Annotated in this window: 13 protein-coding genes; 11 read left to right on the top strand and 2 right to left on the bottom strand. The window is 69.6% G+C overall.

Going from position 1 to position 17,716, the window contains the following annotated elements; translation table 11 throughout:
• Positions 1-87 precede the first annotated feature (87 nt).
• From WV31_RS15795 to ligA, 3 genes are read left to right on the top strand one after another with little or no spacing between them, the layout of a single operon-like run.
• Positions 88-1,008 (top strand): outer membrane protein assembly factor BamD, encoded by a 921-nt coding sequence (locus WV31_RS15795; RefSeq protein WP_085374468.1) that lies wholly within the window; start codon positions 88-90, stop codon positions 1,006-1,008.
• Positions 1,009-2,670 carry a DNA repair protein RecN gene (gene recN / locus WV31_RS15790; RefSeq protein ID WP_085374467.1) on the top strand — a complete coding sequence of 554 codons (1,662 nt, stop codon included), beginning with the start codon at positions 1,009-1,011 and terminating at the stop codon, positions 2,668-2,670.
• 1 nt (position 2,671) lies between these two features.
• Positions 2,672-4,753: an NAD-dependent DNA ligase LigA gene (ligA, locus tag WV31_RS15785; RefSeq protein ID WP_085374466.1), complete on the top strand. Its 2,082-nt coding sequence runs from the start codon at positions 2,672-2,674 to the stop codon at positions 4,751-4,753.
• On the opposite strand, the gene WV31_RS15780 is transcribed toward ligA, so the two are convergent.
• Complete coding sequence (locus WV31_RS15780) at positions 4,750-5,100, bottom strand: HepT-like ribonuclease domain-containing protein (protein WP_085374465.1); 351 nt, start codon at positions 5,098-5,100, stop codon at positions 4,750-4,752. The two genes, ligA and WV31_RS15780, sit on opposite strands and share 4 nt — an antisense overlap.
• Positions 5,097-5,390 (bottom strand): nucleotidyltransferase family protein, encoded by a 294-nt coding sequence (locus WV31_RS15775; RefSeq protein ID WP_085374464.1) that lies wholly within the window; start codon positions 5,388-5,390, stop codon positions 5,097-5,099. The genes WV31_RS15780 and WV31_RS15775 overlap by 4 nt, the downstream gene beginning before the upstream one ends.
• A 107-nt stretch (positions 5,391-5,497) precedes the next feature.
• Here WV31_RS15775 and WV31_RS15770 point away from each other — a divergent pair, with 107 nt between their 5' ends.
• The 8 genes from WV31_RS15770 (at position 5,498) to WV31_RS15735 (ending at position 17,716) form a co-directional block, all read left to right on the top strand.
• Positions 5,498-7,084 carry a hypothetical protein gene (locus WV31_RS15770; protein WP_085374463.1) on the top strand — a complete coding sequence of 529 codons (1,587 nt, stop codon included), beginning with the start codon at positions 5,498-5,500 and terminating at the stop codon, positions 7,082-7,084.
• 62 nt (positions 7,085-7,146) lie between these two features.
• Positions 7,147-8,949, top strand: coding sequence for a translation elongation factor 4 (gene lepA / locus WV31_RS15765; protein ID WP_085374462.1), 1,803 nt, complete (start codon positions 7,147-7,149; stop codon positions 8,947-8,949).
• Positions 8,950-9,101: 152 nt separating this feature from the next.
• On the top strand, positions 9,102-9,998 hold the full coding sequence (locus WV31_RS22710; protein WP_085374461.1) for a DUF58 domain-containing protein: 897 nt from the start codon (positions 9,102-9,104) through the stop codon (positions 9,996-9,998).
• Positions 9,999-10,134: 136 nt separating this feature from the next.
• Positions 10,135-12,834 carry a DUF4159 domain-containing protein gene (locus WV31_RS15755; protein WP_085374460.1) on the top strand — a complete coding sequence of 900 codons (2,700 nt, stop codon included), beginning with the start codon at positions 10,135-10,137 and terminating at the stop codon, positions 12,832-12,834.
• Positions 12,831-14,885 (top strand): hypothetical protein, encoded by a 2,055-nt coding sequence (locus WV31_RS15750; RefSeq protein WP_085374459.1) that lies wholly within the window; start codon positions 12,831-12,833, stop codon positions 14,883-14,885. The genes WV31_RS15755 and WV31_RS15750 overlap by 4 nt, the downstream gene beginning before the upstream one ends.
• Positions 14,886-15,040: 155 nt before the next feature.
• Complete coding sequence (locus tag WV31_RS15745; protein WP_237051322.1) at positions 15,041-16,228, top strand: M23 family metallopeptidase; 1,188 nt, start codon at positions 15,041-15,043, stop codon at positions 16,226-16,228.
• Complete coding sequence (locus WV31_RS15740) at positions 16,209-16,709, top strand: bactofilin family protein (RefSeq protein ID WP_085374458.1); 501 nt, start codon at positions 16,209-16,211, stop codon at positions 16,707-16,709. The genes WV31_RS15745 and WV31_RS15740 overlap by 20 nt, the downstream gene beginning before the upstream one ends.
• Positions 16,706-17,716 carry a magnesium transporter CorA family protein gene (locus tag WV31_RS15735; protein WP_085374457.1) on the top strand — a complete coding sequence of 337 codons (1,011 nt, stop codon included), beginning with the start codon at positions 16,706-16,708 and terminating at the stop codon, positions 17,714-17,716. The genes WV31_RS15740 and WV31_RS15735 overlap by 4 nt, the downstream gene beginning before the upstream one ends.

Below are 17,716 nucleotides of genomic sequence, written 5' to 3'. Positions count from 1 at the left end.
TCCGCTTCAAAGGCGGAGAGGGTTTTTTTGCGGCCGGAAGGTGCTATAGTGCGGCCCGATCCGGTCCCGTTCTCGCAAAGAGCCTCCATGCGCCAGCGTTCAGTCCCCGCCCGTCTTCTGCCGGCCCTCGCCCTGTCGGCGGCCCTGGCCGCCGGATTGGGGGCATGCTCCGACAAGAAGCCCGAATACATCGAACGCCCGGTGGAGGAGCTCTACAACGAGGCCATGGACCTCGTGGACAAGAACGAATACTACAAGGCCGCCCAGATCTTCGACGAGGTGGACCGTCAGCACCCCTACTCGGTGTGGGCGACCAAGGCCCAGCTGATGAGCGCCTATGCGCTGTACGAGCGCAACAAGTACGACGACGCCATCGTCGCCCTGGACCGCTTCATCCAGCTGCATCCGGGCAACAAGAGCATCGCCTACGGCTACTACCTCAAGGGCCTGTGCTATTACGAGCAGATCACCGACGTCTCCCGCGACCAGAAGCTGACCGAACAGGCGCTGAAGATCCTGCAGGAAGTGGTGGACCGCTTTCCCTCGACGCCTTACGCCCGCGACGCCCGCCTGAAGATCGACCTTGCCCGCGACCATCTGGCCGGCAAGGAAATGGCCATCGGCCGCTATTACCAGAAGCTCGGCCATCATCTGGCGGCGCTCAACCGCTTCAAGATGGTCGCCGAGCAGTACCAGACCACCACCCACGTGCCCGAGGCGCTGTACCGCACCGTGGAGCTTTACACCGCGCTGGGCCTGGATCAGGAAGCGGCCCGCGCCGCGGCCGTGCTGGGACACAACTTCCCCGGCAGCGACTGGTACGAGGACGCCTACGCCATGGTCGAGTCGGGGAACCTGAACCCCGGGGCGGCGCGGACCAAGAAGAAGTGGACCGACACGCTGACCTTCTGGTCCAGCGACAAGGACAAGCCCAAGGAAGCCCCCAAGAAGGCCGACGACCCCGCCAAGACCAGCGGCGGCTGGTTCAACTGGGCCAAGTTCTGGTAGATGCTGACCGCCCTTTCGATCCGCGACGTCGTCCTGATCGAGCGGCTTGATCTTTCCTTCGATTCCGGGCTGTCGGTGTTCACCGGCGAGACCGGCGCCGGCAAATCCATCCTGCTGGATTCGCTGGGCCTCGCCCTGGGCGCGCGGGCCGAATCGGGGCTGGTCCGCCAGGGCGCGTCCCAGGCCTCGGTCACCGCCGAATTCGATCCTCCCGCCGATCATCCCGCCCGCGCCCTGCTGGCTGGACAGGATGTGGAATCCGCCGACGGACCGCTGCTGCTGCGCCGGGTGCTGACCGCCGATGGACGCTCCAAGGCCTATGTCAACGACCAGCCGGTCAGCGTCGGCCTGCTGCGCAAGGTGGGTGACGAACTGGTGGAAATCCACGGCCAGTTCGAAAGCCACGGCCTCCTGGATTCCTCCTCCCATCTGGGCGTGCTGGATTCCTTCGCGGGCGAGGCGGCAAGCCGCGCCGCCCTGGCCGATGCCTGGACGCTCTGGCGCGATTGCGTCAAGGCCCGCGCCCAGGCCGAGGCCGACCTGGCCAGGGCCAAGGCGGAAGAGGAGCACCTGCGCCAGATTCACGAGGACCTCGCCAGTCTGGCGCCTAAGCCGGGCGAGGAAGCGGACCTGGCCGCGTCGCGCGCCGTGATGATGCATGGCGAGAAGCTGCTGGAAGCCATGAACGCCGCCCAGTCGGCGCTTTCCCACAAGGGCGAGGTGGAGGCTTCCTTGCGCTCCGCCGCCCGCGCCCTGGAGCGGGTCGCCGAACGGGCCGAGGGCAAGCTGGACCCGGTGATCGCAGCCCTCGACCGCGCCGCCCAGGAAGCCGCCGAGGCCACCAACCTGCTGGAACGCGCCTCGTCCGAAATCGACCTCGACCCCCGCCACCTGGAAAAGGTGGAGGAACGCCTGTTCGCCCTGCGCGGAGCCGCGCGCAAGCATCAGGTGAGCGTGGATGAACTGCCCCTGCTGCTCGACCGCCTGGGCCGCCAGTTGGCCGCCCTGGACGGCGGTGGCGACGGGCTGGCCCGTCTGGCCCGCGAGGAACAGGCGGCGCGCACCCGCTATCTCGAGCAGGCAAGGGCGCTGTCCAAGGCCCGCCTCGCCGCCGCCGCCCGGCTGGACAAGGCGGTGGCCGCCGAGTTGCCGCCCTTGAAGCTGGACAAGGCCCGCTTCCAGACCCGGGTCACCCAGGTGGACGAAGCCCAGTGGGGGCCCATGGGCCTGGATCAGGTCAGCTTCGAGGTGGCCACCAATCCCGGCTCGGCCCCCGGCCCCTTGGGCAAGATCGCCTCGGGCGGTGAACTGTCGCGCTTCATGCTGGCGCTCAAAGTGGTGCTGGCCCGCATCTCGTCCACGCCGACCATCGTCTTCGACGAGGTGGATTCCGGCATCGGCGGCGCCGTGGCGGCCGCCGTGGGCGAACGCCTGGGCCGTCTGGCCGAGACGCTGCAGATCCTGGTGGTCACCCACTCCCCCCAGGTGGCGGCCAGGGGCGCCCACCACTACCGCGTCGCCAAGGCGGTCACCGGCGCCAAGACCACCACCGGCGTCGATCGCCTTTCCTCGGAAGCGCGGCGCGAGGAAGTGGCCCGCATGCTGTCGGGCGAAACCATCACCGACCACGCCCGCGCCGCGGCCGACGCGTTGATGGGGTGAGATGATCCCCGTCCCCGCCCTCACTCCGTTCGAAGCCCGCATCGAACATGCGGAACTGGTCGAGAAGATCGCCCGCTGGGACGTGGCCTACCATGGCAAGGACGCGCCCGAGGTCACCGACGACGTCTATGACGGCGCCCGGCGGCGGCTGAACGAGATCGAGGCGCGCTTTCCCGAACTGGCGGCCAGGAGCCCGCTGAAGGACAAGGTGGGCGCCGCACCGTCGGAAGGCTTCGGCACGCTGGTCCATGCGGTTCCCATGCTGAGCCTGGGCAATGCGTTCACGTCCGAGGACGTCGCCAGGTTCGACGCCCAGATCCGTAATTTCCTAGCCTTTGGCGAGGACGCCCCACTCGCCTATGTGGCCGAGCCCAAGATCGATGGCCTGTCCATCAACCTGCGCTACGAGAACGGAACGTTCGTCTCGGCCGCGACGCGCGGCGACGGGGCCGAGGGCGAGGACGTCACCCGCAACCTGGAAACCTTCCCCGAATCACAGTTGCCCCGACGCCTGGGTCCCGACGCGCCCCTGGTGATCGAGATCCGGGGCGAGGTCTACATGACCAAGACCGACTTCCTGGCCCTCAACCGGCGCCAGGAGGCGGTGGGCGACAAGGTCTTCGCCAATCCCAGGAACGCCGCCGCCGGCTCGCTTCGTCAGTTGGACCCCAAGGTCACCGCGTCGCGGCCACTGTCGCTGTTCGCCTATGCCATGGGCGAAGCCTCGACCTCCCCCGCCAACAGCCATTGGGACTATCTCGAACGCCTGAAATCCTGGGGCTTCATGGTCAATCCGCTGACACGGCGCTGCGACGGAATCGCCCAATTGCTGGCGGCCTACGAGGAACTGGGTGAGGCCCGCGCCTCGCTTCCCTACGACATCGACGGCATCGTCTACAAGGTGGACGATCTGGACCTGCAAAAGCGCCTGGGCTTCCGCGAGCGCACGCCGCGCTGGGCCATCGCCCACAAATTCCCCGCCGAGCAGGCCACCACCGTGCTCGAAGCCATCGACATCCAGGTGGGCCGCACCGGCGCGCTGACCCCCGTCGCCCGCCTCACCCCGGTCAACGTGGGCGGCGTGGTGGTGTCCAACGCCACCCTTCACAACGAGGACGAGATCGCGCGCAAGGACGTCCGGGTCGGCGACACGGTGATCGTCCAGCGGGCCGGCGACGTCATCCCGCAGATCGTCGGCGTGGTGGCCGACAAACCGCGCGGGCCCACCCCCTTCGTCTATCCCGAAACCTGTCCGGTCTGCGGTTCCCATGCGGTGCGGCCCGAAGGCGAGGTGATCCGCCGCTGCACCGGAGGGCTCACCTGCGAGGCCCAGGCCAAGGAGCGGCTCAAGCATTTCGTCTCCAGGGGCGCCTTCGACATCGAGGGCCTGGGCGAGAAGAACATCGAATTCCTGTGGGAGAAGGGCTGGGTGCGCGCACCCGCCGACATCTTCCGCCTGGAGGCCCGCAACGCGGAGGAAAAGCTCCAGAAGCTGGAGAATTTCGAAGGCTGGGGCAAGCGCTCCACCGAGAAGCTGTTCGAGTCCATCCGTACCCGGTCCCGCATGGGCCTGGAACGCTTCATCTTCGCGCTCGGCATCCGCCAGATCGGCGAGGCCACCGCCAAGCGGCTGGCGCGCCATTACGGCAGCCTGGAGTCCTGGCGCGCCGCCATGACCGAGGAGGCCAAGGACGAGCTCATCAGCATCGAGGATATCGGCCCCTCGGTGGCTGGCGACCTGCTGGATTTCTTCAAGGAAGAGCACAACGTGGCGGCCGTGGACGATCTGGTCGCCGCCATGCGCAATCTCGGCGGCGACGTCGAGGACGCCAAGGTGATCGAGGCCTCCGCCTCTCCCATCGTCGGCAAGGCGGTGGTGTTCACCGGCACCCTCCTCACCATGACCCGGCCCGAGGCCAAGGCCCGCGCCGAGGCCCTGGGCGCCAAGGTGGTGGGCAGCGTGTCCAAGAAGACCGATTACGTGGTGGTGGGCGCCGACGCCGGCTCCAAGGCCGCCGACGCCGCCAAACTGGGCGTCGCCACCCTGACCGAGGACGAGTGGCTGGCCCTGATCGGCGGCTAGCCGTCGCCCCCGATCCCGTCGATCAGCGGGCGCAAGGCGGAGATCAATTCCGGCAGGAAGATCACCACCGTGTCGTAGACCACACGGGGATTGGTGCCGATATAATCATGGGCCAGAACATTCCGCATGCCGATAATCCGCCGCCACGGGATCTGAGGCTGGGAGTCGCGAAAATCCTCGGGAACCCGGCGGGCGGCCTCGCCAACGATTTCCACGGCCCGAACCACGGCGAAACGGGTCTTCTCGTCGCCCGCGAATTGCGGCCAGTCCATGCCGCCGACAAAGGCGATCGCCTTCTCCGCATGGTCAAGCATGTCGTCGAGATAGTCCCGGAAATCGCGGGTCACAGCATCCTTACCTCGGCCAATATTTTTTGCCCGATCCGTCGGCGAAGGGTGCTGCGGTCGGCCAGATCGACCTTAAGGCCCAGCGCGTCGCTGAGCTCGGACTGAAGTCCGACATAGTCAGGCAAGGTCATTCCCTCACCGATCTCGACCAGCAGGTCCAGGTCGCTGTCATCACGCTGCTCACCCCGCGCATAGGAGCCGAACACCCCCATGGAGCGGATGGGATAGCGCCTGCGCAACTCGGGCTGAAGAGCCCGCAATTGCTCGATGATATCTCCGAGTTGCCGCATGGCTCTTCCGAAACAATATACGTTGCGTCGATTATACCCGTTCAGGACCATCCGTCGCCAGCGCCTGAATCTTGCCGTTGCCCTCGCTCTCCCGTATACGGTGAGACATGGCGGACGATCCCAACGACCGAAGGGCGGAACTGCAGCGCCGGGCACGCGACCTCGCGGCCATGCGGGGCGCTGCCTCCAAGCCCGCCCAAACCGAACCGGAGAAGGAGGCGTCGCCCCCTCCCCTGGCGGAATCCGAGGCGACCGCCACCGCCGCCCAGGTGGGGGCGGAGGCCCGCTCGTCGGGCCTTTTGGAACTGCTGGTCAGCCTGTTCAAGCCCAAGCCCGCCGCGCCGCCCAAGCCGGTTCCCGTTCCCGTCGCCGCCGAGGGACCGGCCTTCACCATTCTGGTGGCGGCCCTGTCGGGCGATACCGACGGCGCCGCCGCCACCCAGCTCAACCAGATCCTGTCCGCCCGCCCCGCCTTCAAGGTCAAGGCGGTGCCGCGCATCTACCAGCTGGACCGCCTGGACGACCCCGCCCAGGTGGCGGGCGTCTCGCTCAACACCCGCCATGCGGTGGCCGAGGAGGACGCCGACCTGCTGGTCTGGGGCGATTTCGGCAAGGACGGCTATCGCCTGCGCCTGGCCACCGCCAGCAACGACGACGAGCGCGCCGCCTCGTTCGGCGCCACCACCCGCATCGAGCTGCCGGCCGAGCTGGGCGAAGGACCGTCCAACCTGCTTTACGCCGCCTGCCTCGCCGCCGTCGAGGTGCCGACGGAAGGCCACCGCAACTCCATCCGCCGCCTGATGCCGGCGGCCGCCGCGCAGGTGGAAAGCCTGGCCGCCAAGCCGCCGGTGCAGATGTCCATGGGCCAGCAGCGGTCGTGCCAGCTGGTGTTCGGCCACATCGCCACCATCAACGCCATGGTGGTGCCCGCCGAAGAGACCGACCTGTGGTTCGACAAGGCCATCAACGCCTATCGCCAGGCCCAGCGCCGCCTGGCCCGCACCGACCCCTCGTGGGAGGCCGGGCTGATCCACAAGCATATCGGCGCCGTGCTGTCGGCCAAGGCCGAGCGCTCCAAGGAGCCCGCGCCCCTGCTGGAGGAGGCCATCAAGGAATGGCGCAACGCGGTCGAGCACCTGCCCCGCGCCCTGATGCCGCAGGAATGGGCCTCGGCCCAGGTGCGGCTCGGCGTGTCGCTCTACCGCCTGGATCTGAAGACCGGCCAGACCGAATTGCTGCGCGAATCGGTGCAGGCGCTGCAGGCCACCCTGCAGGTCTATTCCCGCACCGAGACGCCCCAACGCTGGGCCGAGGTGATGCACAACATCGCCCAGGTCCTCGAAGTCTATGGCGACCAGCTGAAGAACACCGAAGTGCTGAAGCGCTCCATCGACGCCTGCCATTCGGTGCTGGAGATCAGGACGCGGGAACGTTCGCCGCTGTCCTGGGCCGCCACCCAGAACACCCTGGGCTCGGCCCTGTTCCTGCTGGACCGCCATTCCAGCGGCGCCGGCCATCTGGCCGAGGCGGAAGAAGCGCTGGCCGCCGCGCTGGAGGTGTTCCAGGCCCACGGCGCCAAGGGCCCCGCCAAGGTGGCGGCCAAGAATCTCGGCCATGTGCGCAAGCTGGCCGAAACCCGCAAGACCCGTCAGGTGATCGAGCCCCATTGGCTGGACGATCCCGACAGCAAGTAGCTTCCCAAACCGGCCGCCGCGCACTATGGTCCGGCAGCCAAAACCTTAGTTGATCGCCGTTCATGACCAAGCTCAGCCATATCCGCAATTTCTCCATCGTCGCCCATATCGACCACGGCAAATCGACCCTTGCCGACCGCCTGATCCAGGCCTGCGGCGCCATCGAGGCGCGCGAGATGAAGGAGCAGATGCTCGATTCCATGGATATCGAGCGCGAGCGCGGCATCACCATCAAGGCCCAGACCGTGCGGCTGGACTACAAGGCCAAGGACGGCAACACCTATCAGCTGAACCTGATGGACACCCCCGGCCACGTGGACTTCGCCTACGAGGTCTCGCGCTCGCTGGCCGCCTGCGAGGGCTCGCTGCTGGTGGTGGACGCCAGCCAGGGCGTCGAGGCCCAGACGCTGGCCAACGTCTATCACGCGCTGGACGCCGGGCACGAGGTGGTGCCGGTCCTGAACAAGATCGACCTGCCGGCCGCCGAGCCCGAGCGCGTCAAGCAGCAGATCGAGGACGTCATCGGCCTGGACACCACCGACGCGGTGATGATCTCGGCCAAGACCGGCATCGGCATCGGCGACGTGCTGGAAGCCCTGGTCACCCGCCTGCCCTGCCCCGAGGGCGACGCCGACGCGCCGCTGCAGGCCCTGCTGGTGGATTCCTGGTACGACCCCTATCTGGGCGTCATCATCCTGGTGCGCATCAAGAACGGCGTGCTGCGAAAGGGCCAGAAGATCCGCATGATGGCCACCGAGGCCGCCTATCAGGTCGACTCCTGCGGCTATTTCACCCCTAAGCTGGTGCAGACCACCGAGCTGCGCCCCGGCGAGATGGGCTTCTTCACCGCCGCCATCAAGGCCGTGGCCGACACCAAGGTGGGCGATACCGTCACCGACGACAGGAAGCCCGCCGATACCCCCCTGCCCGGCTTCAAGCCCAGCGTGCCGGTGGTGTGGTGCGGCCTGTTCCCCATCGACGCCGCCGATTACGAGGATCTGCGCGACAGCTTGGCCAAGCTGCGCCTCAACGACGCCAGCTTCCAGTACGAGCCCGAGACCTCGGCCGCCCTGGGCTTCGGCTTCCGCTGCGGCTTCCTGGGCCTTTTGCATCTCGAGATCATCCAGGAGCGCCTGGAGCGCGAGTTCAACCTGGACCTCATCACCACCGCGCCCAGCGTGGTCTACCGCGTGCACAAGACCAACGGCGAGATGGAGGAACTCCACAATCCCGCCGACATGCCCGACCCGGCCCGCATCGACCACATGGAAGAGCCGTGGATCAAGGCCACCATCATGGTCCCCGACGAGTATCTGGGCCCCGTGCTGACCCTGTGCACCGAGCGGCGCGGCCAGCAGGTGGATCTCACCTATGCCGGAAGCCGCGCCATGGCGGTCTACAAGCTGCCCTTGAACGAAGTGGTGTTCGACTTCTACGACCGCCTGAAGTCCATCAGCCGCGGTTACGCCAGCTTCGATTACGAAGTGGATTCCTACGCCGAATCCGATCTGGTCAAGGTGTCCATCCTGGTCAACGCCGAGCCGGTGGACGCGCTGTCCTTCGTGGTGCACCGCGCCAACGCCGAAAGCCGGGGCCGCGGCATCTGCCAGCGCCTGAAGGAGCTGATTCCGCGCCAGATGTTCCAGATCGCCATCCAGGCCGCCATCGGCGGGCGCATCGTGGCGCGCGAGAGCATCAGCGCGTTGCGCAAGGACGTCACCGCCAAGTGCTACGGCGGCGACGCCACCCGCAAGCGCAAGCTGCTGGAGAAGCAGAAGGAAGGCAAGAAGCGCATGCGCCAGTTCGGCAAGGTGGAGATTCCGCAATCCGCCTTCCTGGCCGCGCTCAAGATGGGCGATTCTTAGGCGGTTCCTTTTTCATAAGTCGTCATTCCGGCCGAGGCGGAGCCGAGAGCCGGAATCCATGGTGCCGCACCGCCATGGCCCCCGGATCGCGCTTCGCTTGTCCGGGGTGACGAGTCTAAACTGGCTTTCCTCACCCCGGCAGGCGAGACCGGATGACCGGCAAGTCTTCCCTTAAGGCAACGGGCACCAACCGCTCGGTCGAGTTCCGCGCCGAGGAGCTGGCCTCGCGCTTTCCCCCGCTGCTGGTCGAGGCCGAGCGGGTGGCGCAATCGGTGGCCCAGGGTGTCCATGGACGGCGCCGTGCCGGGTCCGGCGATGCCTTCTGGCAGTACCGCCGGGCACAGCCGGGCGACGGGGCCGGGTCCATCGACTGGCGCCGTTCGGCCCGCTCCGACCACCTCTATGTGCGCGAGACGGAATGGGCGGCGTCCCAGACCGTCTGGCTGTGGCTGGACTCCTCGCCCTCCATGGGCTGGCGCTCGGACACCGCGCTGCCCACCAAGCATGACCGCGCCCGCCTGCTGGTCCTGGCGCTGGCCGCCCTGTTGCTCAAGGGCGGCGAGCGGGTGGCCTGCCTGACCGGCGAGGCGCCGCCGTGCTGGGGCAGCGGAGCGCTGGGCCGCCTCGCTTTGGCGCTGGAGCACGCCGCCGGCGCCCCCCTCTCCCCGCCAGCCCGCCTGCCCCGCCACGCCACCCTGGTGCTGGCCGGCGACTTCCTCGACCCCTTGGACGATATCGCAACCCGCGTGGAGGCCCTGGCCCGGGCGGGGGCGTCGGGCCATCTGCTGCAGGTGCTGGACCCGGCCGAGGAAAGCCTGCCCTATGAAGGCCGCCTGCGCTTCCTGGGGCTCGAAGGCGAGGGCGAGTTGGAAACCGGCCGGGCCGAGGACCTGCGCGCCGCCTATCTGGAGCGCCTCGCCGCCCGGCGCGACGCCTTGTCCGCCCTGGCGCGCACCCTGGGCTGGAGCTTCGCCACCCACCGCACCGACCGCCCCGCCGCCCCCTGCCTGCTGGCCCTGGCGCAGAAAGTGGGGGGCCGCGCCCCATGACCGTATTCAGTGTCATCCCGAGCGCAGGCGAGGGATCTCCGCCTGCTCCGCTGATGCCCAATCGGAAAAGCCGGATCAGAATGAGATCCCTCCTCCCGCTGGTCGTCGGGATGACAGTTCCGGGAGGCCGCGCCCCATGACCTTCCTGCCCGGTCTCGCCTTCGCCGCCCCTTGGGCCCTGGCGCTGCTGGCCGGGCTGCCGCTGTTGTGGCGGTTGCTGCGCGTGACGCCGCCCCGGCCGCGCAAGGTGACTTTTCCCGCCCTCTCCCTGCTGCTGGGCCTCGACACCAAGCGGCGCGAGGCCGAGGCCACGCCGTTCTGGCTGCTGGTGCTGCGCCTCGCCCTGGCCGTCATCCTGATCCTGGCCGCCGCCGGGCCCAGCCTCGCCCCCCAGGCCCCGGCCCGGAGCGACGGGCCTCTGCTGCTGGTCATCGACGACGGCTGGGCGGCGGCGCGCGACTGGGACCGGCGGCGCGAGCATGTGGACCAGCTGTTGGCCGCCGCCGAACGCGCCGGGCGGCCCGTGATGACCCTTGCCACCGCGCCGCCCGCCGATGGCGGGCCGGTAACCCTGGGCAGGCTGATGCCGGCGGCGGAGGCCCGCGCCCAGGCGGCGGGGCTGGAGCCCCGGCCCTGGCCCACCGACCGCAATGGGGCGCTGAAGGCCCTGGATTCCCTGCCCTTCGACCGGGCCGGGCGGGTGGTGTGGCTGCATGACGGGCTGGCCGACCCGGCCGACGGGGCGCTGTCGCGCCGCCTGCAGGGCCTGGGTGGCGGATTGGAGATCGTCACGGGGCGCAGCGGCCGCCTGCTGCTGCCGGGCGTCCAGGCCGAACGGCTGGCCCCGGTGGTCCGCCGCCTGCCCTCGGGCGAGGCCGAACCCGTCGCCGTCCGGGCCCTGGACGCCAAGGGAACGGTGCTGGCCCGGGGCGAAGGGCGTTTCGAGGCGGGACACGCCACGGCCGAAATCCCCCTCGATCTGCCCACTCAGTTGCGCAACCGCCTGACCCGCCTGGAGATCGAGAACGAGCGCTCGGCCGGCGCCACTCTGCTGCTGGACGAGGGCAGCCGGCGGCGGAGCGCCGGCCTGGCCGGCGGCGATCCCGCTTCGGCGCCGCTGCTCGACCGCCTGTATTACGTGGAGCGCGCCCTGGCCCCCCATGCCGAGTTGAAGCGGGGCGAGGTGGCGGAACTGGCCGCCGATTCCGCGCTGGACGTGATCGTCCTGGCCGACGTGCCGCTGCCGCCCGGCCCCAACGCCGTCCGGCTGGCCGCCAGGGTCGAGCAGGGCGCCGTGCTGCTGCGCTTCGCCGGGCCGCTGCTGGCCCCCAACAATACGCAAGGGGGCGCGGCGGACGACCCGCTGCTGCCGGTCCGCCTGCTGTCGGGGGGGCGCACCCTGGGCGGCGTGCTGTCGTGGACGACGCCCATGCGGCTTGCCCCCTTCCCCGAAACCTCGCCCTTCCATGGCCTCGCCATCCCCGACGATGTGGAGATCCGCTCGCAGGTGCTGGCCGAGCCGGGCCTGGAGCTTGCGGCCCGCACCTGGGCCAGCCTCGCCGACGGCACGCCGCTGGTCACCGCCGAACGGCGCGGCAAGGGGCTGGTGGTGCTGATCCACACCAGCGCCAACGCCGAATGGGGCAATCTGGCCCTGTCGGGCCTGTTCGTGGACATGCTGCGCCGGGTGGCCGCCCTGTCGCAGGGGGGAAGCGGCGCGACCGTCCCGGCGGGAAAGCTGGCCCCGGCCGAGGTGCTGGACGGGCTGGGACGCCTGCATCCCGCCGCCGGCATTGCCCAGCCCCTGGACCGCGAAAGCCTGCCTACCGCCGTCGCCCAGCCCCGCCATCCCCCCGGCCTCTACGGACCGGCCGAGGCGCGGACCGCCTTCAACCTGGGTCCCGCCGTGGCCCTGGCCGAACGCTTCGTCCCGCCGCCCGGCGCCGCCGCCACAGCATTGGGCGAAAGCCAGCCGGGCCTGGAGTTCCGCCCGCCCCTGTTGCTGGCGGCATTGCTCCTCGCTTTGGCCGACATGGCCGCCACCTTCGCGCTGCGCGGGCTGCTGTGGCGCATCGCCGCCCTGGCCCTGCTGCTGGGGGCGGGCGGCGAGGCCCGCGCCGCCTCCTTCGCCCTGGACGCCGGTCTGGCCACCCGGCTGGCCTGCGTCGCCACCGGGGATGCCGCCATGGACCGCCTGTGCCTGGCGGGGCTGCGCGGGCTGTCGGCGCGGCTTGCCGAGCGCTCCACCGCCGAACTGGCCGAACCCATGCTGGTGGACCCCGACCGCGACCCGGTGGTGTTCTTTCCCCTGCTCTACTGGCGGATCACGTCCGGCCAGAAGCCGCCTTCGGAACAGGCGGCGGAGAAGCTCAACGCCTACATGGCCAAGGGCGGGCTGATCCTGTTCGACACCGGCGACGAGGGGACCGCCGGGGCCGGTCCCGATACGGCCGCGCTGGAGCGCCTGCGCCGGCTGGTGGCCGGATTGGCCCTGCCGCCGCTGGCCCCCATGGGGCCCGACCATGTGCTGACCCGCTCGTTCTACCTGCTGAAGGGCGTGCCGGGGCGCTGGGACGGCGCCACCTTGTGGGTCAGCCAGGGAGCGCAAGCCGGCAATGACGGCGTCTCGCCGGTGGTGCTGGGCGGCAACGACTGGATGGCCGCCTGGGCGGTGGACGAGCGCGGACGGCCCACCCACGCCGTGGTGCCGGGCGGCGAGCGCCAGCGGGAATACGCCTACCGCTTCGGCATCAACCTGGTGATGTACGCGCTCACCGGGAACTACAAGGCCGATCAGGTCCACCTGCCGGCCATCATGGACAGGCTGAAGCGATGAGCCATCACTCCATCGCCTTCGCCCCGCTGTTTCCTTGGGCCGTCATTGCAATCCTTGGCGGAATGGCGCTGCTGCTGGTCGGCATCGGCGTTTGGCGGCGGGCGTCCGGTACCCTGCTCCGCGCCCTGGTGCTGGCCCTGCTGCTGGCCATGCTGGCCAATCCCCGCCTGCTGGCCGAGAACCGCACGCCGCTCGCCGACGTGGCGCTGGTGGTGGTGGACGAAAGCCCCTCCCAGGCCATCGGCGACCGCCCGGCCCAGACACGGGCGGCGACCGACGATCTGACCCGGCGTCTCGGCCAAATCAAAGGGTTGGAGGTGCGCGTCGAGCGGGTGGGGGCCGAACCGGGCATCGATCGGGGCACCAGGCTGTTCGAGGCGATGGAGCGGGCGCTGGCCGACGTGCCGCGCCGCCGTCTGGCCGGAGTGGCGCTGATCACCGATGGCCGCGTCCACGACGTGCCCGCCGATTCGGGCCGTTCGCTGGGCGCGCCCGTCCACACGCTGCTGACCGGACAAAGGGGCGAGCGCGATCGCCGCCTGGTGCCCGGCGCCTCGCCCGCCTTCGCCCTGGTGGGGGAAAGCGCCACCCTGGCCTTCCGGGTCGAGGACCAGGGAGCCACGGGCGAGGCAGTGGTGGCGGTGCGCGTCGACGGCAAGCCCTTCGCCGCGATCACCGTGCCGCTCAACCGCGACGCCACTTTGGAGGTGCCCATCCTCCACGCCGGGGCCAACGTGGTGGAACTGGAGGCCGAAGCCGGGCCGGGCGAGCTGTCCCTGGTCAACAACCGCGCCGCGCTCTCCCTTTCCGGCGTGCGCAACCGCCTCAAGGTGCTGCTGGTGTCGGGCGAGCCCCATGCCGGCGAGCGTACCTGGCGCAACCTGGTGAAGTCCGACCCGGCGGTGGATCTGGTCCACTTCACCATCCTGCGGCCGCCGGAAAAGGACGACCAGACGCCCATCCGCGAGATGAGCCTGATCAGCTTTCCCGTGCGCGAGCTGTTCGAGGAGAAGCTGGGCGAATTCGACCTGATCATCTTCGACCGCTACCGCCGCCGGGGCGTGCTGGCCCCGGCCTATTACCGCAACCTCGCCCGCTATGTGCGGAACGGCGGCGCCCTGCTGGCCGCCGTGGGGCCGGAATTCGCCGAAGCCGACGGCATCGCCGAATCCGCCCTGGCCGATGTGCTGCCGGCCCTGCCCACCGGGGCCAAGCTGGAGCGCGAGTTCCGCCCCCGCCTGACCGATTCGGGCCGCCGCCATCCCGTCATGGCCGGATTGCCGGGCACCAAGCCCGGCGATCCGCCCTGGGGCAGCTGGATGCGCCAGATCGAGGTGGGAACCGCCAAGGGCACCACCTTGCTGTCGGGAATCGGCGACCGCCCGCTGGTGGTGCTGGACCGGGTGGGCGAGGGCCGCGTCGCCATGGTGCTGTCCGACACCTTGTGGCTGTGGGCGCGGGGCTGGGAAGGCGGCGGCCCCCATGCCGAGATGACGCGCCGCCTCGCCCACTGGCTGATGAAAGAACCCGACCTGGAGGAAAACGCCCTGCTGGCCACCATGGCGGGCGGGCGGCTGGAGGTGGCGGCCCGCGGCGCCACCGGGCCGGTGGAAGCCACGATCACCGCCCCCGACGGCACGCGGAATCCGCTCGTGCTCCAGCCCGATCCGGAAGGCGTGGCGCGGGGAAGCGTCGACGCCGCCCAGACCGGCCTGTGGCGGATCGCCACCGCCGACGGCCGCGTCGCCCTGGCCGCCGCCGGCCAGGCCAATCCGGTGGAGCTGGCCGAGCTGACCGCCACGCCCCAGCGCCTCGCCCCCGTCGCCCAGGCCACCGGAGGCGCGCTGGCCTGGCTGGCCGAGGGCGGCGTGCCCGAACCCCGGCGGGTGGCCCCGGGCTCGGTGGCCGGTGGGCCGGGCTGGATGGGCTTCGCCGAGAAGGGCGATTACGTGGTTGACGGAATTCGCGAAATCGCCCTGGCGCCCGCCCTGGCCCTGGCGCTTCTCGGCCTGGGATTGCTGCTGGCGGCATGGCGAAATGAAACGCGGTGACGCATTTTTTGCCGGTCATCGGCAGATTCGATTTGGAATATCGGTCCGGCCGATGTAAGGAGTTCTTACCTATAGGTTAATGGGGGCCGGGCTGGGTAGACTTGCCCCGCTTTGCGATCAGGCAGGCCATCCGAAACGTGGGGGACGTCAGGACAGTGACCGAAAAGCGACTGATCCCGGCAGCCGGAAAGCGGCTCAAGGCGTTGCGTCGCGCCGCGTCCTGGGCCATTCCCGAGTGGCAGGTTTTCGTCCGCCGCCCCAACGGCACCGCCGAGCATTTCACCTTCACCCGCAAGCGTCAGCTGGTCCTGCTGGGGATCATGGCCGCCATCACGGTGTGGGCGGGCATCGTCTCGGCGCTGCTGACCCGCCAGCCCGACGAGATCGCCGCCAAGGAACGCCAGCTGGACGAGATGATGGCCGCCACCCGCGCCGCCCAGTACCGTCTGGCCTCGTCACAGAAGATGGTGGCCGACATCGCCCGCGAGGTGGATCTGGTCCATTCCAACGTGGTGGTGCTGGCCGAGACCAACGCCACCCTGGCCAAGGACCAGCCGCCCCGGAAGGTGGCCGTCCCGGCCAAGCGCGGCAAGAGCGGCGAGCCGGCGCTCAGCGACGACGGCGACGAGGCCCGCGCCGTGCGCGAGCAGGTCCGCCGCCTGGAAGGCTCGCTGGAGCGCCTGCGCGTCGCTTATTCCCAGGCGGTGCAGAACACCGACGCCGCCGCCCAGTCGCGCATCTCCGACACCGAGCGTCTGCTGGCCCGCCTCGGCCTCGACGCGTCGCGCCTGTTCGAGCGCCGCGACCGCGACGCCGGCCGCGGCGGCCCGTTCATTCCGCTCAACACCCTGACCGGCGATACCGGCCTGACCGGGCTGGTCGACCGCCTGGACCGCTGGAGCGGCATCAAGGCGGTGATGCAGAAGATGCCGCTGGGCGAGCCCCTGCACGAGGATTACGACCTCAATTCCGGCTTCGGCACCCGCAACGATCCGCTGAACCGCCGCACCGGCGTGCATGAAGGCATCGATCTCGGCGCCCCGCACGGCACCCCGGTCTACGCCACCGGCGACGGCGTGGTGGAATTCGCCGGCCCCTGGGACCGCTACGGCCTGACCGTGGAGATCAACCACGGCAACGGCGTGGCCACCCGCTACGCCCACATGTCGCGCATCAAGGTCAAGGAAGGCCAGAAGGTGACGCGCTCGACGGTGGTCGGCCTGCTGGGCAACACCGGGCGCTCCACCGGCCCCCATCTGCATTACGAGGTCCGCGTCGCCGACGTGGCCAAGGATCCCCTCAAATTCATCGCGGCAGGTGAAAATGCTCCCAAAGCTTGGTAAGGCCCTAGGCGCAGTATCCGCCGCCACCCATTCCGCCCGTCATGGCAATAACGGCCTGCCCCTGTCGGTGATCGGGGCCGACGTGCGCATCGTCGGCAACATCTTCACCCAGGGCGAGATGCAGATCGACGGCCAGGTGGAAGGCGACATCGCCTGCCATCGCCTGCTGGTGGGCGAGGGTGCGCGCATCACCGGCGAAGTCACCGCCGAGACCGTGCAGGTCCATGGCGAGCTGAACGGCAAGATCAACGCCTCGTCGGTGGTGATCGCCAAGTCCGCCAAGGTCATCGGCGACGTGATCCAGGACAGCCTGGAGATCGAGGCCGGCGCCTCCATGGAAGGCCGCCTGGTGCGCAAGGCCGGCTCCGCCATCAAGGCGCTGGAAGCCCCGGCCGCCAAGGGCAACGGCGCCTCCGATCCCGCCGAGGCTCCGCCGCCGGCCAAGCCCGACCTCAATCAGGAAGCCGCCGGCACGGCATGATCACCACCTATCATGCCACCCCGGGTGGCGTGACCACGGGCAGCATGCCCCCAAGTGGCGTAACCACGGGGGGCGCCGACGGCGTCGCCCGTGATGCCCTGTGGATCGATCTGCTCGACCCCTCGCCCGAAGAAATCGCCCTGGTCGAGGCCCGCACCGGGCTGGACCTGCCGTCCAGGGACCGCATGCAGGAGATCGAGACGTCGTCACGGCTGTCGCGCCTGGGCGACGCCCTGGTGATGACCGTGCCGGTGCTGACCGGCGCCAGCGGATTCGAGCCGCGCAACAGCGCCGTGACCTTCATCCTGAGCGGCCCCCTGCTGGTGACGCTGCGCCACGACACGCCCCACGCCATGGCCACCTTCGCGGCGGCGCTGCCCGCGGCGCATCCCGCCCCGGTCAGCGGCGGCGACGTGATGCTGGGACTGGTGGAAGCCATCATCGACCGCATCGCCGACGTGCTGCAGGATTTGGGCACCGGTCTGGACGGCATCTCGCACCGCATCTTCCACCAGCCCCACGGCCCCCAGCACCGCCGCCGCCGCGCCGGCTCGCGCGAGATGGAGGCCCTGCTGCGCACCATCGGGCGCACCGGCGACCTGTCGGGCAAGGCGCGCGAAACCCTGCTGGGCCTGAAGCGCGCCACCGCCTTCCTGCCCCACGGCGAGGGCGCCCTGGGCCTGTCCGGCCTGCCCGACCGCCTGCGGGCCATCGACCAGGACCTGCATTCCCTGGCCGAGTACACCGACTTCCTGGGCAACAAGATCAATTTCCTGCTGGACGCCACCCTGGGCCTGATCGGCATCCAGCAAAATCAGGTGATCAAGCTGTTCACCATCATGTCGGTGCTGTTCCTGCCCCCCACCCTGGTGGCCAGCTGGTACGGCATGAACTTCAAGATCATCCCGGAGCTGCAGTGGGAGCTTGGCTACCTTTGGGCCATCGGCCTGGCGGTGGTCTCGGCGGTGCTGCCCTACCTCTACTTCCGCCGCAAGGGCTGGGTGTAG

Origin of the sequence: Magnetospirillum sp. ME-1 (assembly GCF_002105535.1) — a bacterium.
Classification (GTDB): domain Bacteria; phylum Pseudomonadota; class Alphaproteobacteria; order Rhodospirillales; family Magnetospirillaceae; genus Phaeospirillum.
The sequence above is the reverse complement of the archived record's forward strand: the minus strand, read 5'-3'. Positions and strand labels throughout refer to the sequence as shown.